Genomic DNA, 16,019 nt, shown 5'->3' with positions numbered 1-16,019 from the left:
GGGCCGCCCGCCGGCCGCCCGGTCGGCGGGGGCGGGTGCCGCCGACGCCCGCGCTCACACCGGGCTGCCCGAGCGGTCCACCACGATGTCCTCGGGCAGCAGCAGGCTCAGCTCGGACAGGTCCGCCACGTCCAGGCGGCTGAGCCGCCCGGCCTGCCGGGTGATCATGCCCTCCAGGGTCTGCCGCGCGAAGCGGCCGTTGCCGAAGGTGCGGTCGCGCGGCACCGTGGCGAACAGCCCCTCCAAGGCGGCCAGCGTCTTCGGCGCGCACTCGTACCCGGCGGACACCGCGTGGTTGCGCACGATGGTCACCAGCTCGGAGTCGGTGTAGTGGCCGAAGTCGATCTGGCGGGAGAACCGGGAGGCGAGACCGGGGTTGGAGGAGAGGAAGTGCCGCATCTCGTCCTCGTAGCCGGCCACGATCACCACCACCTCGTCCCGGTGGTCCTCCATCAGCTTCATCAGCGTGTCCACGGCCTCCTGGCCGAAGTCGTTGCCGCCTCCGTGCCGGGGCGTCAGCGTGTACGCCTCGTCGACGAACAGCACGCCGCCGCGCGCCCGGTCGAACGCCTCCTTGGTGAGCTGGGCGGTGTGGCCGACGTAGCGGCCGACCAGGTCGGCGCGGGCGGTCTCGATCAGCTGGCCGCCGGGCAGCACGCCCAGCTCGGCCAGCAGCCGCCCGTAGAGGCGGGCGACCGTCGTCTTGCCGGTGCCGGGAGGGCCGGCGAAGACCAGGTGGTGGCTGATGGTCGCGGTCGGCAGCCCGGCCTCCTCGCGGCGGCGGACCTGGCGGATCAGGTTCACCAGGTCCTCGACCTGCTCCTTGGCGGCCGGCAGGCCGACCAGCGCCTGCAGCTCGGCGAGCGGCTCGGTGCCGTCGGCCTCCTTCACCGGCGGGTCGAGCTCCACCCCGACGTCCCCGGGGACGAGCAGCGCGAGGTCCTGGTCGCTGATCTCGCCCTGCTCCGCCAGCCGGGTGGCCTGCCGGTCGACCATCTCCTCGAAGACCTTGCGGGCCGAGCGGCCGTTGCCGAAGTCCTCGCCCCGCGGCATCCGCTCGAACAGGACGGCCAGCGCCTCCGCGGTGCCCTCGGCCAGCTCGTAGCCGTGGCCGCCGGCGGCCCGCCGGACGATCGTGACCAGCTCGTCGACCTCGTAGTTGGCGAACTCGACGGTGCGGCTGAAGCGGGAGGCGAGGCCGGGGTTGGTGGCCAGGAACTCGCCGATCTCGGCGGAGTAGCCGGCCACGATCACCACGACGTCCTCGCGGTGGTCCTCCATCAGCTTCACCAGAGTGTCGATCGCCTCGCGCCCGAAGTCCGGGCCCGAGCCTCCCGCGCCGGCCGACAGGGTGTAGGCCTCGTCGATGAACAGCACGCCGCCGAGCGCCTGCTGGAACACCTCGGTGGTCTTGATCGCGGTGCCGCCGATGATCGAGGCGACCAGGTCGGCCCGGGCCACCTCGGTCAGGTGGCCGCTGCGCAGCACGCCCAGCTCGGCCAGGATCGCGCCGTAGAGGCGGGCGACGGTGGTCTTGCCGGTGCCGGGAGGGCCGGCGAAGACCAGGTGGCGGCTCATCGGGAGGGCCGGCATGCCGGCCAGTTCGCGGCGGCGGGCCAGCTTGTTCAGGTTGACCAGGGTGGCCACCTGCTCCTTGACGCCGGCCAGGCCGACCAGCGACTCCAGCACCTCCAGCGGGCCGGGCGGCGCCTCCGGGACGGCCGCGCGGCCGGGCTCCGCGCCCGGTTCGGCGGGGCGGCCCGGCTCGGCGGGGGCGGGGGTGCCGTCGGTGCGTCCGGTGCCGGTGGCGGCCGTCGCGGTGCCGTGCGCGTCGGGCAGCCCGTTCTCCTCGCTGGTCAGCTGCTCCACCGCGAGCCGTTCGTTGGCCGCGGTCTGCCGCAGGCCCGATCCCCGGTTGCGGGAGAGCGTGCAGCCGGTGAGCCGGACGGCGTCGGTGGAGTCGAGGCGCACGCCGTCGCCGATGTTCTCCACGGCCTCCACCTGGGCCAGCACGGCCCGTCCGCCGGCGCCGATCCGCACGCCGTGGCGGCGGTTGCCGTGGCTGCGGACCCGGGTGCAGGTCAGCTCCCCGCCGTCCTCGACCGCGATGCCGTCGTCCCCGGAGCCGCTGATCTCGCAGTCCCGCAGCGCCGCCCGCCCGACCTTGCCGACCAGAACCCCGGTGCCCTTGGTGCCGCGCACCACGGCCGCGCCGACGAAGGTGTCGGCGCCGTCGGCGATCCGCACCCCGGTCCGCCCGGAGTCGGCCACCTCGACGCCCTCCAGCCGGCCCCGGCCGTCGCGCAGCGCCTCGACGCCGTCGGTCCCGGCCCCGGTGACGGTCAGGTGCCGCACCCGGGGGTTGGCGCCGCCGCCGATCGACAGCCCGGCCCCGGCGCTGTCCCGGATCTCCAGGCGGTCGATGTCGGCCGCGCTCTCCTCGGCCAGCTCGACGCCGGCCCCGCCGCAGTTGCGCACGACGGTGCCCTTCAGCACCGGCCCGGCGTGCTCCCCCACCCAGATGCCGGTGCCGTCCGCCTCGGACACCTCGCAGTTCTCGAACTGCCCGCGCGCGCGGCCGGTGATGTGGATGCCGTGCCCGGCGGTGCGGGAGGTGGTGCAGCGGCGCAGCTCCGGGTCGGTGCCGGCGGCCAGCGCGATGCCGTGACCGGTGGTGGCGCTGACCGCGCAGTCCTCCAGCACGACCCGCGCCTCGGAGCTGATGTACACGCCGATGGTGGTGTCGCGGACCGCGGTGCGCACCAGCCGGGTGGTGGAGCGCTCCTCCAGGGCGACGGCCGGCTTGTCGGTGACCGAGATCTCGCAGTCCTCGAAGGTGCCGCGCGCCTCGCCGTTGGCGCAGATGCCGTTGCCCCGGGCGTCGCGCAGCACGCAGTTGCGCAGCAGCGGGTTGGCCCGCTCGCCGACCACCACGGCCGAGGTGCCGAGGTGCTCGACCACGCAGTCCTCGATCACGCTGGTGCCGGTGGAGGTCTCCACGATGCCGGCGCCGGCCGGATTGGTGACCCGGCAGTCGCGCATCGCCAGCGAGCCCTGCTGGCGGGTCAGGACGGCCGTCCAGGAGCTGCCGACCACCTCGCAGTCGGACAGCGCCGCCTGCCCGCGAGGCACGTCGACGGCGGGCATCTCCTCGTCCTGGCCCTGCACGACGAGACCGGTGAGCTGGACCGCCTCGGCCACCACCTGGACCACGCAGCCCCGCCGGGAGGTGATCCGCACGCTGCCGCGCGGCTCCTCGGCGGTGATGGTGACCATCTTGGTGATGACCAGGTTCTCCTCGTAGCGGCCGGGGCGGACGGAGATCACCGCTCCGCTGCGGGCCGCCGCGAGCGCCTCGCCGATCGTGCGGTACGGGCCGCCCCGCTGTTCCGGGCACACCGTCAGCACATGGCGCGACATGGCCGTCCTCTCCTGGGGGTCTTCGTCGTCGTCGTTCGTCGGATGGGGCGGTCGCCGGGGGCGTCAGGAGGCCGTGCAGTTGGCGCGGACGGCGGAGGCCGCGATGTGCGCCTTCTCGGTGGCCGTGCCGCTCCAGTCCAGGCCCCGCGAGTGCAGCATCACGGCGATCTTGCCGCCGCTCACCCCGAACTTCCCGGCGTTCACCCAGTTGCCGCGCGTCTTCGGCTGGTCGATCGTGAACTCCCCGGTCTTGCCGCTGTTCGGCGTGGAGGTGTTCTGGACGGTGTAGTAGGCGGGCGCGCCGCCCACCGCCTTGATGTCCGAGTTGTTGGGCACCCAGACGGAGATCTCACAGGAGCCCGTGACGACCGGCGAGGTGGAGAACGTCCAGACCACCGAGTTGTCGTTGTCGTCCTTGGTCGCCGAGCCGGACATCGGCATCGACACGTACTTGCCGTTGCAGTTCGCGTCCTTGTGGCCGCCGGTCGAGCTGCTGGTCCAGCCGGTGGAGCCCTGGTCGTACCAGCCGTTCTGGGCGTAGGAGACCGAGGAGGTGCCGCAGTTGGAGCCGCCGACGGCGTTGTAGGTGGCCTTCGCGGCGGCGGGCGGCGGCGGGGCGGGCTGCTGGGGCGCGGGCTGCTGCGGGGCGGGTTGCTGGGGCGCGGGCTGCTGGGGCGCGGGCTGCTGCGGGGCGGGTTGCTGGGGCGCGGGTTGCTGGGGCGCGGGCTGCTGCGGGGCGGGTTGCTGGGGCGCCGGCTGCTGAGGAGCCTGCTGCTGCCCGGACGGCTGACCGCCACCGGACTGCTGCGTGGTCTTGGTGTTGCCGCTCTGCTGCGTCCCGGTCACGGGGGCCTTGGCCACCGGGGCGGTGCCGCCGGCCGGCTGGTTACCGGGAACCGCCGGGACGCCGGCCGTACCACCCAGGGCGATGCCGGGGACGGTGCCCGTGGGGTCGAGGGGCTGCGCGGTCGCCGGAGGCTCGCCGGTGGCGGGCGGCTCGGTGGGCGCCGGGGTCGGGGCGCCGGTCGTCGGCGGGTCGGTCGGCGCGGGCGGCGGGACGTCGCCGATCTCCGGGCCGTCCACCAACTGGTGGTCCGCCTGGCTCACCCCGCGGCCGTCGCCCCGCTTGTCCTTGGAGCCGTCGGCGCCGTCGGTGATCAGGAACGGCAGGCCCATCAGCACCACGCCCGCCGTGGCGGCCGCGACCAGCGCGGGCCGCTTGAAGCGCCGGCGACCGGGCTCCTCGAACGGCTCGCCGGACTCGGGGTCGCCCCCCTCGACGGCCACCGGCTCCAGGCCGCCGGGCTCCTCGCCGGGCCCGTACCCGGGGTCCGGCACGGCCACGGGGGCCGCCTCCGCCGGGGTCACCGGGCCGTACTCGGGCACCGCCACCTGCTCGGTCGGGGCCTCCGCCGCGGCGGGGACGGCCGCGGCCCCTCGGGGAGCGGAGGACCCGGCCGGCGCGCCCGCCCCCTCCTCCATCTCCCACTCCATCGACGGCAGCTGGATACCCGCCCCGTTCGCGCCCGTACTCGTGCTCACCGCGGCTCCTCGGCCTCGCATGCAGTTCCCTGTCGGCGGAACCACCCGGCCGACAGGTCCACGGGTGCTCCCACTCCGTCACTACGGGCGGGCCCGGCCGTAGGGTTCACTCGCCCGCCCCGCCGTCGCCGTTCAACTGCGTCAGGACGGCGAAGATGCTGTCCTCCAGGGGCGGCAGGGGCTCCGGCACCGGGATCCGCGGCGGCCCGCCGGCCTCCAGCGGGGGCGGCGGCGGCTGGACCTCGACCCACGAGTCGTCCGACAGCCCGCTCGTGGAATCCGTCAGGTCGGAGTCGACCGACTCGTTGTCCGAATCGTCGCCGAGCCGTGTGCCCGGGTGCTGGTAGAGGTCCTCCTCACCCTCGTACAGCCGCGCCGTGTGCCATGTCGTGGCGGTCCCGTCACGCCCATGACCCGGATCCGGCAGATCCAGCAGATCGGAATCGACGGACACGTTGTCCGAATCATCACCGAGCCGCCTGCCCGGGTGCTGGTAGAGGTCCTCCTCGCCCTCGTACAGCCGCGCCGTCCGCCACGTCGCCGCGGTCCCGTCACGCCCATGACCCGCATCCGGCAGATCCAGCAGATCGGAATCGTCGGACACCTCGTCCGGCTCATCGCCGAGCCGTGTGTCCTCGTGCCGGCCGACGGTGGTGGTGTCGGCCTGCGAGGGCATGGCCGTCACCACCACCGAGTCGTCCGAGGACTCGGTGTGCACCGAGGAGCGCGAAGACAGCGAAGCGTCCGACACGTGGTCCGCACGGCGGCCCCTCGGCACCGGCGGGAGCTGCCCCAGGTGCCGCACCTGCTCCGGGGCCTCCTGGTTCAGCGGTCCGGCGACGTCCTCCGGCAGGTCCAGGTGCTCCTCCCCCGACGAATCGCCGCGGGACGACGAGCTCGACACCTCCCGCTCGTCCCGGGCGGGACGCCGGAAGGTCCCGGCCGGGCCCGTGGGAGACGGTCGCGGGAATTCCGGCCTGAAGGGCGGTGACACCGTGTCCCCGGCCGTGTTGTCGCCCAGGTCCTCCGTGGAGGCACGGCGACCCGGCTCCACGTTCAGCACCGGACGACCCGGCAGCTCGATCGGCTCCGTGCTCAGGTTCTGGTTCTGGTCCTGGTTCTGGTCCTGCGACAGATCCACATCGTCGTTCAGGTTCCGGTTCTGATTCAGGTCCTGCGACAGATCCACATCGTCGTTCAGGTTCCGGTTCTGGCCCAAATCCTGCGCCACGTTCACGTCGTGGACCCGGCCGTCGTTCACCGGATCCCGCCGCACCGTCGTGTTCCCCTCCGTGTCCGGCGGCCTGTTGCCGATCCGGAAGGAGCTGACGGCGCCCCCGGCGTCGCCCACGGCGACCCGGTCCGCCCGCGGCACTCTGGTCGAGCCGGCCACGATGACCACGTCCACCTCGTGCCGCATCCCCTCGGCCAGCCGGCGCAGCCGCAGTTCCAGGGCGCGGGCCTCCCTCAGCGCCTGGCCCGCCGGCACGTCCAGGGAGACCTCGACCACCGGTCGCCGGTCGTCGCCTTCCGCCCTGGGGGCCCTGCCCCGCAGCACGTCCTCCTGGAGCACGTCCGACGTGAACCGCCGGAGGAGCCCGGTCATGGACCGCTCGTCGCCGGCGACCACGTGCAGCCTGACGTCGGGGGCGGTCCGCGGGTTCAGGCTCAGGTCCGGGTGGCGCTCGGACGGCGGCAGCAGCGGCTCCCCGTCCGGCTGCCCGCCGCCCGCCTCCAGCCGCGTCCGCATCCGCTGCTGCCGCTCCTCCGCCATCTGCCGCTCGGTCAGGACGTCCCAACGGGCGGTCAGGTCCACGGCCGTCAGACCGGTGTCCGTGCCGGCCTGCTCGACCAGGTCCTGGAGGCGGCGCCGCTCCACGGGCGGCACCGGCTGGCGCTCCATCACGCCGCGGAGGCGGTCGAAGGGCGCGCCCTCCGCCCCGTCCGCGGCGAGGGCGATCATCCGGTCCAGGCCCTGCGTCCACCGCTCGGCCCGGGTGCCCGAGGCGGTGAGCGCCTCGGGCAGCAGCTTCCGGGCGACGTGGCCGACGCGCAGGAGCCGCTCGTGGTCGGGCCGGTTGCCGACGTCCAGATTCAGCGCACGCGCCACCGTCTCCAGCGCGCTCTTCGGCGCGTTGTGCAGGCGCAGCTCGCCGTCCCGCGTCTCGTCGTTGAAGCGCAGGAAGGCGTTGCGGGGCACGGCGGTCGGCGTGGTGTCGCTGGTGGGGATGTCGATCTCGATCGCCATCAGCTCCTTGCGGGGCAGGGTCTTCCCGTCCTTGTGGTAGACCACCTCCACCTCGACGAAGCCCCGGTACCGCGCGGTCGTGGTACCGATCTTGGCGTTGTTGACGACCTGGCCGCCCTCGACCGTCTCGATGTCGGTGCGGTGCTCGTAGGCGGTGTCGAGGTAGAGGCCGCCGCGCAGGGTCGCCACACCGAGCATGTCGGGGCTGACGGCGCCGCCGGTGACGCGGTTGGCCACGCGGAACGCGCGCTGGGCCCGGACGCCGTCGGTGACCGAGGTCGCGTTGGTCGGGTTGGACTCGCTCCGGGTGTCGGTCGTGATGTACTCCAGCTCCTTGACCTTCATCCGGACCTCCACCCGGACGTCGCCGGCCAGGTCGGTGCGCCCGACCACGAGCGTGGAGCCGCCCGGGCCGTCGGTGATCGTCGGCTCGTCCCGGCCCGGGGGCCGGGGGTTCGCGCCCGGCCCCGGGTTGGGGGTGTCCGGGGTGGCCGGGGTGGCCGGCGTGTGCGGGGTGTGCGGGGTGACGAGCCGGCTGGCCAGCGCCACCGGGTCGATCATCCGGTGCACCAGGCCCTGGACCCGGTCCCAGTTGCCCGATCCCAGGAACGCCTCGGCGCCGTCCGTCAGCTGCTCGCGCGCGTGCGGGGACATGCCGACCGCGCGCACCACGTCGGTGTCGACCAGTCCGTGCGTCCACACCCGGGCGGGCGGGATCTGGGCGGGCGGGCGCGGGGGCGACGCCGGGTCGTCGGTGACCGGCTGGTCGTCGGTGAGCGCCCGCAGCAGGTCCGCGCCGCGCGGGGCGGTCGCGGCGGTGAAGGTCTTGTCCCCGTCGCTCGCGGGCCTGCCCGGCACGTTCTCCCGGGTCTCCGCGACGTCCATGACCACGTCCATGCCGAGGTCGCGCCGGAAGTAGGCCCGCTTGGTGACCATGACGTGCCGGCCCTCGGTGCTGAGCGGCTCCTTCCACTCGACCGAGAAGTGGAGGTTCGCCTCCCCGGTGAAGACGTTGCCCATCGGCTTCACCTTGGTGGTGTTGCCGGACCCGGCGCGGTTGGACCAGGTCTCGCGGGTGTTGTTGCCGGACGACACCGCCAGGGTGTCGCCGGCGTAGAACATGCCGGTCGAGACCGCCACGCCGATCCGGGCCTGGTGGTTGGAGCCGGTGCCGCCGCCGGTCACCCCGTCGGCCGCGGAGTGGCCGTGCTCGACCTGCGTCCCGGTGTTGAACTCGGTGGTCGTGGTGTTCCCCGTGTGCTCCAGCCGCTTGACGGAGGCGCCGATCCTGATGGTCACGCCGCCGTCCGAGACCACCAGCTGGCGGCCCGACATCATGGTCTTGAGCTGGTCGTGCAGGTTGTCCGGGCCGAGCGCTTCGTAGAGCTTGTGGCGCAGCCCGGAGCGGCCCAGCTTGTGCAGCCACTTGTCGACGTTCCGGCCGCCGAACTCGCCCGGGTCGCCGCTGCCGCGCAGCACGGCCTTGCCGAAGTCGGTCGCCGCCGTCCCGACGTCCCGGTTGCCGGGCGTGTAGACGTTGGTGACCACGTCGGAGGAGCCGAGCACGTGGTCCTGCCAGACGCGGTCCGGGACGGTGCGCCGGTTCTCCGGTGTCAGGTCGGCGTACTTGGGGGTGACGACCTCCGCCGCCATCGTGATCGGCCCCAGCCTGGTCGTGCTGGGGATCAGCCCGCCCGTCCAGCCGCGGATCTCCACCCGGTACTCGACGTCGACGTCGGACACCACGGCGTCGGAGACGTTCTTCGCCCGGTTGACGGCCGTGCCGGAGCTCTGCAGGTTGCCGCCGGTCGAGGACTCGCGGCGGTAGGAGTAGTCGCCCGTCAGCGTCACCCCGGGGCTGCCGCCCTGTTCCTTCTGCACCCGGCCGGTGAGCCCGAGCAGGCCCGTCACCCGGTCCCGGATGTCCCGCATCACGCCGTGGCCGGTCCGGTTCTGCGTCCCGACCTCGAACTCCCCGTCCTTCACGGTGTACTTGACGACGGGTTCCGACGCCAGGACGGCCCGGACGACCACCTCGGCCGACCAGCCCGGGCCGGCGACCGGCACCTTGAGCACCCCGCCCCGGGTGAGCTGGGAGAGCCTGGCCTGCATCGCGGTCGCGCCGAGCTCCGAGCGGAGGGTGTGCTCCAGCGAGTCGGAGATGCCCCCGCGCCACTGGAAGCGGTCCTCCAGCGCCTGCCGGACGTCGCGGAACAGCCGGTCGCCGCCGGGCGTCCCCTGCTCGTTCTTGAAGGAGACCACGGAGGCGGCGCCGAGCTCGTTGCGCGGCAGCGGTGGCCGGGCGTCCGTGGCCGGTGCCTCGGCGCGGGCCTTGACGCTGTACTCGGTGCTGATGTCCCCCTTGACCTCGGTGACCCCGTACCCGCCGCCCTCCAGCGCCACCGTCAGCTTGACCGTCCCGCGGTGGATCTCCTGCGCCTCGCGGATCTTGCTGTTCGAGTACAGCTTGTCGTTGGCGTCGTCCCGGATGCCGCCGCGGACCCTGATCTCCTGGCTGAGCTGCACCTGGCCGGAGGGCATGTCCTTCACCGGGGCGTAGCCGACGGCCCCCTGCCGGAGGTCGAACTTGCTGGTGTACCGCTGTTCGGTGGTGAAGGTGCTGGACTCGTTCTGCCGGCTCAGGTCGGCCTTCTCGCTCGTCCGCAGCAGTTGCGTGTCCTCGACCGTGGCCTTGACCGTCACCTTGATGCCGTGCTCCGCGAGCGCGGCGAACGCGGCGACGACCTTGTCCCGGTCGAACGCGGTCAGCACGAACTCGTCGCCGCGGCTCATCGCGCTGAGCTTGGCGGCCAGCGAGGGCTGGGTGACGACCTGCATCACCTCGGCGCGGATCTGCGGCCACAGGCCGCCGAACTGCTTCTGCCCGGCCTCCTCCATCCTCGTCCGGATCTCGTCCAGCGAGCCGATGTCGCGGACGACGGTGGACTCCGGCAGGCGGTGGGGCCCCGACTCGACGGGTGCCGCGGGCGCGTACTGCCGCAGGTCCGACTGCGGCATCAGGGAGCGGAACCCGACCGGGACCTCGACCGTGTCGCCCAGCTTCTCCTTCCCCCGGTGGATCACCACCTCCAGGTGGCCCTCCCCGTCGAGGACCGCGCCGTTCTCCTTCGTCTTGGTCGTGACCGCGGTCTCCAGCGTCCGGCCGGAGACGACGATCTTGTCCTTGCCCCACCGCTTCCCGAAGCTGGCGCCGGCGTTCACCTCGTCGGTGCCCATCCGGCCACCGCCCTGGAGCTGCAGGAACCCGGTCACCACCTTGCGGCGGAGCCTGGTCATGACCGTGCCGGCGCCGGTGTTGAACTCGGTGTCCTTGGTGGTCGCCACCACGCGCATCCCGCGGTTGGCGGCCTTCACCTCGGCCCAGACGTCGCTGCCCGGCACCCGGACGATCACGGACTCGCCGTTCGTCAGGCCCTTGAAGTCCTGCTGGAGGCGGCCGAAGCCGAACTCGGCCACCAGCCGGTCCGACAGGGCGCGCCCGTGGAAGTCGAGCGCCTCCTCGGCCCGGGCGATCCTCGCGGCGGCGGCCTCGTCCCGGGCGGCCCGCTCGCGGAGCGCGTCGGCGTCGAGGCCGGCGTCGTCCTCGGTGGTCCGCTCGCGGACGGTCCGCCGGTGGGCCTCCTTCTCCTCGGCGACGCTCCGGCGCAGGGCGTCGACCACGCCCGCCATGGCCTGCCGCCGCACCGGCAGGACATCGTTCTCCGGCCTGCCCAGGTTCTCCATCCGGACCGTGTCGTGGTCCCCCCGCGCCGAGGAGCGCACGTGCGGGTCGCCCTTGACGTGGACGTCCAGCATGATCGCGGAGGAGTGCAGGCGCGGCTGCCGCAGCAGGCTGTCGTCGATGGCGCCCTGCCGGTTGTCCTCGATGTCCTTGGCCAGGGCGGCCCGGGTCTCGCGCTCCGGGACGCCCACCTCGATCGGTGTCCTCAGCACGTTCGGGTCCGCCGGATCGAGCCTGGGCACCGCGGCGGTGGTGGTCTCGCGCTCGCCCTTCGGCCGGTAGCCCACCTCGATCAGCAGGTTCCCGCGGAAGACCTCGGTGAGCTCCGTGGTCTTGGCCCGCGAGAAGAACTTGGAACTGGTCGTCAGCTCGTCGGCGCGGGTCTTGTCGCGGTTGAGGCCGAAGGCGTCGAGCGTCGCCCGCATGATCTTGAAGAAGTCGCCGCGGCCCTGGATGCCGATGCCGCCCGACCGGTTCGAGGCCTTGGACTCGCCGAGCGTCACCACCCGGTCGCCGCCGCCCTCGTACTCGTACTTGGCCTTCTGGGTGTGGTGGACCAGGCCTGCCACGTCACCGCGGAGCGTGATGGTCCCCTGGTGGGCGTCGGTCCCCACCGGGATGTGCAGCACGTCCCCGCGCGACAGCGCCGACACCAGGGCGCGCAGGTTGGTTCCGCTGAAGACGCTCTCGGCGAGCGCCCGGGCGAAGGACTCCCGGTTCGGCGTGTCGGCGGGGATCTCCGCCTCGATCCGCCGGCCGAGCTCCCGGACCAGTTCGGTGTCCGCCTTGCCGAGGCTGCTCACCATGTGCGCGCCGGAGAGCACGCCGCGGTCGAGGACGGACTGCGGCACCTGCGGGCCCGGTGCGACGCGCTTTCCCTCGCGGACGGCCTCACGCCGGAGACGCTCCTCCTCCAGCTGCTGGGGGGTCATCCGCTCCCCGTCGGAGTCCTCGTCGGAGTCCTCTTCCTTCGGGCGGATGACGTCCTCGTCCTCGTCCTCCGCCTTCCGCTTGCCCTCAACCGCCTTCCGCCGCTCCTCGGCGTGGCGCCGCTCCTCCTCCAACTCCTCGGGCGTCTTCCGCACCTCGCCCGACTCCTCATCGGAGTCCTCGTCCTCGTCCTTCAGACGGGTGACGTCCTCGTCCTCGCCGTCCGCCTTCCGCTTGCCCTCGACCGCCCTGCGCCGCTCCTCCTCCAACTCCTCGGGCGTCTTCCGCACCTCGCCCGACTCCTCATCGGAGTCCTCCTCCTTCGGGCGCGTGACGTCCTCGTCCTCGCCGTCCGCCTTCCGCTTCCCCTCAACCGCCGACTTCTCCGCCGTCCTCCGCTCGCTGTCGGCGTCCTGCCTCACCCGCCGCCTGCGGACGAGCACTTCCTCCTCGTCGTCGGTGGTGGACTTCGACTCCTCCTCCTCGACCCGGCGCCGCTCCTCCCGCGCCTCCCGCTGGGCGCGCTCCAGCTCCTGCCGGCGCGTGGCGGCCTCGACGGTCGAGTAGCCCTCGCGCTCGTCGTGGTCGAGCCGCACCGGGCGACCGTCCGTGGGGCCGAACAGCGCCAGCTCCGCGTGCCCCTCGCGCACCTGCACCAGGCTGACCCGCAGGTCCAGCGCGGCGGCGGTGAGCACCGCGAAGGCGTCCCGCACCGAGGCCGGGTCGCTCACGCCGTCCCAGCCCTGCTCCCGCCAGGCCGCGATCTCCCGTTGCAGGGCGCCCACGAAGTCCGGCCAGTCGGCCGGCTCGTTGCCCATCCAGCGGGCCCAGGCCGTGTACAGCTCGTGCGCCTCCCGGGCCAGTTCGGGCGTCTCCAGGAACCGGGACTCGACCAGGGCGCGCAGCGCCTTCTCCGCCTCGGCCGGGTCGGCGGCCAGCCGCTCGGCCTCGGCCTCGTCGTCGAACAGCCTCCGCAGCACCTGCGGGTCGTCCTCGACGAGCGCGCGCAGCATCGAGGCGCCGGCCGGCTCGTCGTCCGGGCGGACGGCGTTCCGGGCGACGGGGGCGCCGTTGGCGGCGGGGGTGGAGTGCTGCCGGGAGCCCTCCTGCCCCGGCTCGCCCCAGACCTCGGTGATCCGGCCGCCCTCGCGTCGGAGGTGCACGGTGACGCCGCCGACGGTGCCGTCCAGGACGCCGTCCAGGGGCAGCGGTCCGGTCCGGCGGGCCTGGTCGAGCACGACGCCGGCCGCGTAGCGGATGTCGTCGGCCGACCACTCGCGCGGCAGGCCGGGACCGCGCGGGTCCCGCCAGGCGGCCTCGGCGAAGTCCGGCCGGAGCGTGCCCACGTCGAACTGCGGGTCGACGGCGGCCGGTTGCTCGTCCGGCCGGCGCGGGCCGGGCTCGCGCAGCGCGGCGGGGCCTTCGGTCGGCAGCACCCGCGGCGAGTAGACGGTCACCGGGCCGGCCAGGTCGAACAGCTGCCGCAGCGGGCCGCCCTGCCGGTTCCAGCCGAAGGCGGGCAGCAGCGGGCCCAGCAGCGTCGAGGGGGTGGAGCCGGCCGCCTCCTGCGGGGTGAGGCTGCGGAAGGCTCCCTCGGGCCGGGCCACCGGGACGACGGTGACGTTGACCAGCAGCGGCTGGCGGCCCTGGTTGCCCTGGGCCCAGGTCAGGGCGACGTCCCGGTTCACCTGGTCGGTGTAGGCGCGGATCTGCTGCTCCGTCACCCCGGCCTGCCGGCCGACGTGCAGCGGGACGACGATGTCGAGGCCCTGCTGGCCGGAGTTGAAGAGCACCCGCCGGACCTGCAGCTGCCCCGTCCCGACGGCGACCGCGCGGGGGGCGCCGCCGGCGATCAGCTGGTGCTGGTCCCAGCCCTCGGTGGCGCCGCCGGGCTGGAGCTCGGTGGGCCGGTAGGCGAGGTGCCGGCCGTTGCGGCTGAGGCCCTCGATCCGGACGCCGTTCGCCTCCCCGATCCAGCGGTAGGTCCGGTCGTCGATCCGGACCCGGTGGAACGCCCCGGCGTGCGCGGTCTCGACGGCCTGGAGGACGCCGACGCGGCCCCAGTCGCGCGGGAACATGGTCCGGACCGAGCCGTCGCGCGGCTCGAACCAGCGGTTGCGGAACTGCGAGAGCGGCGCGTCGGGGGCGACCCGCGCGTCGAGGAACCGCACCCGGGCCTGGTAGGTGCCGTTGACGTGGATGGGTCCGCGGTCGATCACCTCGACGCCGCGCAGGCGGTGCCAGGTGGCGAGGTCCAGGTCCGAGCGCGGGACGAACTCCTGGTGCAGGCCGGTGAAGAACTGCCGGTCGCCGTAGCGGGAGACGTCCTGGGCCCGCTGCCCGTACCGCAGGACGCTCTCGGGCCGGGAGGGCGCGTAGTCGAGCGCCGGGTCCCGCGGCGGCAGCGGGCCGAGGTCGGACAGGCCGTCCCAGGCCGCGGTCGACCGGCGGGGGCGGGTCGGCGGCGGCGGGGCCGCGGACTCGTGCGGCTCCGGCTGGGTGTCGGCGGGGCGGAAGGAGAGGAACGTGCCGCCGTGGACCTCGCCCTCGATCCGCACGCCGGCGTACTCGCCGGTCCAGCGGTGCCGGCCGCCGCCGGCCGGGGCGACCGCGTTGCCGCGCAGCGCGTCGAGGTAGGCCTGCTCGGCGGCGTAGACGGCGTCGTCCTCGGTCCAGTTCCGGGGGAAGAGCCGGCGCCGCTGGGCGGTGTCGGTGGTGAGCAGGTCGCCGGCGGCGCTCTCGGTGTCGACGCCGACGGCGCGGCGGCCCCGGCCGGGCCGGGCGGCCTCGTACTCGACGTGCAGGACGCCGTTGGCGTGCTGCTCGACGATGCCCGAGGGCCGGCGCCGGTCCGAGCCGGCCGGCGGGAGCAGGTGACCGATCCCGGTGCGGCGGTCGCCGTAGAGCGAGGCCTGCCGGACGTCCTCGCCGAAGGAGGCCCGGGGCGGGAGCGGACGGCCGTCGGGGGCGAGGTGGGGTGCGAGCCGGGAGTGCCGGGTGCCGAACACCTCGTCGATGGCGGAGCCCAGTTCACGCAGGCCGCGCGGGGCCAGGGTGGGCACGCCGTCGATCTGGCGGCCGCCGATGCCGGCGAGCTGGTCGGCGCTGATCCGGCCGTGCTCCACCCGGTCGGAGGACATGATGGTGCCGTCGGTGTAGACGGTGTGGCGGTTCTGGTAGCGGCGGTACTCGTCGTCGAGGCCGAGCAGGTGGCCGATCTCGTGGGCGAGCGTGTCCGGGGTCGACTCCAGGGACCAGGTCTCGTTGTTCTCGTGGAGCCTGGTGCTGAAGAGGTCGACGATGTGGACGTGGTGGTTCACGTCGGCCGAGTGGTCGACGAACTCGGGCCGCACCCGCAGCACGCTGCCGTCGGGCAGCCGGTGGCCGGTGTTGTAGGCCGCGTTGACGCCGTCCCAGGCCCGGTCGATGACCGCCCCGATCTGGGCGTCGGTGAACCGCTCCACGGGGGCGTCGTAGCCGTAGCCCTCCTCGATGCCCGCCTCGGCCGGCTCGCGGCGGATGTGGATGCGCACCACGATCTCGGTGGCGGCGTCGCCGTTCTCCAGGTAGCCGCGCCGCACCTCGTACCCGCGGAGGAAGGAGGCGGAGACGGAGCGCCGGAAGGCGTCGGCCGGGGCCCGGACCTCGCGGGCCGCGGTGACCTGGGCGAGCTCGGTCTCGGCGGGGTCCACCAGCATGGTGAGGTCGTCGCCGTGGTCGGTCTGAGCCGGGGAGGACTCCCGCTCGGACAGCATCTCGGTGTCGTCGCCCTCGGCGCCGCGGTGCTCCGTGCCCTCGTCGGCGATCTTGACGACGGTCTCGCTGTCCGGGCCGTGGCGGGTGGTGCCGTGCTGGTCGGTCACCTCCAGCCGGACGTGCAGGGCGTGGGCCAGCAGCGGGGCGAGCGCGTCGCCGAGCCCGGCGTCGTGGGTGCCGTCCGAGGCCGCCAGCTCGTGCCGCAGCGCGCGGATCTCCCGGGCGGTGTCCAGGCCCGGGGTCCGGTGCGGGCGGAAGGCGGTGAGCACCTCGGAGGGCAGGTCCTCGACCGGGGTCCGCTGGAGGTACTCGGCCACCTCGACCGCCATCAGCCGGCGCGGCTCCGACCGGTCGGCGGTCGGCGGGAGGCCGTGGTGGGCG

General features: G+C 74.0%; 3 protein-coding genes. All 3 read right to left on the bottom strand.

The genetic code is table 11. The features are described from left to right. Positions 1 to 54 precede the first annotated feature (54 nt). The 3 genes from ABD308_RS16295 to ABD308_RS16285 all read right to left on the bottom strand — a co-directional run bounded on the left by ABD308_RS16295 (position 55) and on the right by ABD308_RS16285 (position 15,967). On the bottom strand, positions 55 to 3,420 hold the full coding sequence (locus ABD308_RS16295) for a right-handed parallel beta-helix repeat-containing protein (protein WP_344334160.1): 3,366 nt from the start codon (positions 3,418 to 3,420) through the stop codon (positions 55 to 57). Positions 3,421 to 3,483: 63 nt separating this feature from the next. Beyond that, positions 3,484 to 4,962 carry a hypothetical protein gene (locus tag ABD308_RS16290; protein WP_344334158.1) on the bottom strand — a complete coding sequence of 493 codons (1,479 nt, stop codon included), beginning with the start codon at positions 4,960 to 4,962 and terminating at the stop codon, positions 3,484 to 3,486. Positions 4,963 to 5,068: 106 nt separating this feature from the next. Then, complete coding sequence (locus tag ABD308_RS16285; RefSeq protein ID WP_344334156.1) at positions 5,069 to 15,967, bottom strand: hypothetical protein; 10,899 nt, start codon at positions 15,965 to 15,967, stop codon at positions 5,069 to 5,071. Positions 15,968 to 16,019: the final 52 nt, after the last annotated feature.

Origin of the sequence: Kitasatospora putterlickiae (assembly GCF_039527695.1) — a bacterium.
Classification (GTDB): domain Bacteria; phylum Actinomycetota; class Actinomycetes; order Streptomycetales; family Streptomycetaceae; genus Kitasatospora; species Kitasatospora putterlickiae.
The sequence above is the reverse complement of the archived record's forward strand: the minus strand, read 5'-3'. Positions and strand labels throughout refer to the sequence as shown.

Bases quoted from the DNA above. Each gene is read 5' to 3' on its own strand.
- ABD308_RS16295 (WP_344334160.1), bottom strand. From the start codon at position 3,420: ATGTCGCGCCATGTGCTGACGGTGTGCCCGGAACAGCGGGGCGGCCCG.
- ABD308_RS16285 (WP_344334156.1), bottom strand. From the start codon at position 15,967: ATGGCGGTCGAGGTGGCCGAGTACCTCCAGCGGACCCCGGTCGAGGAC.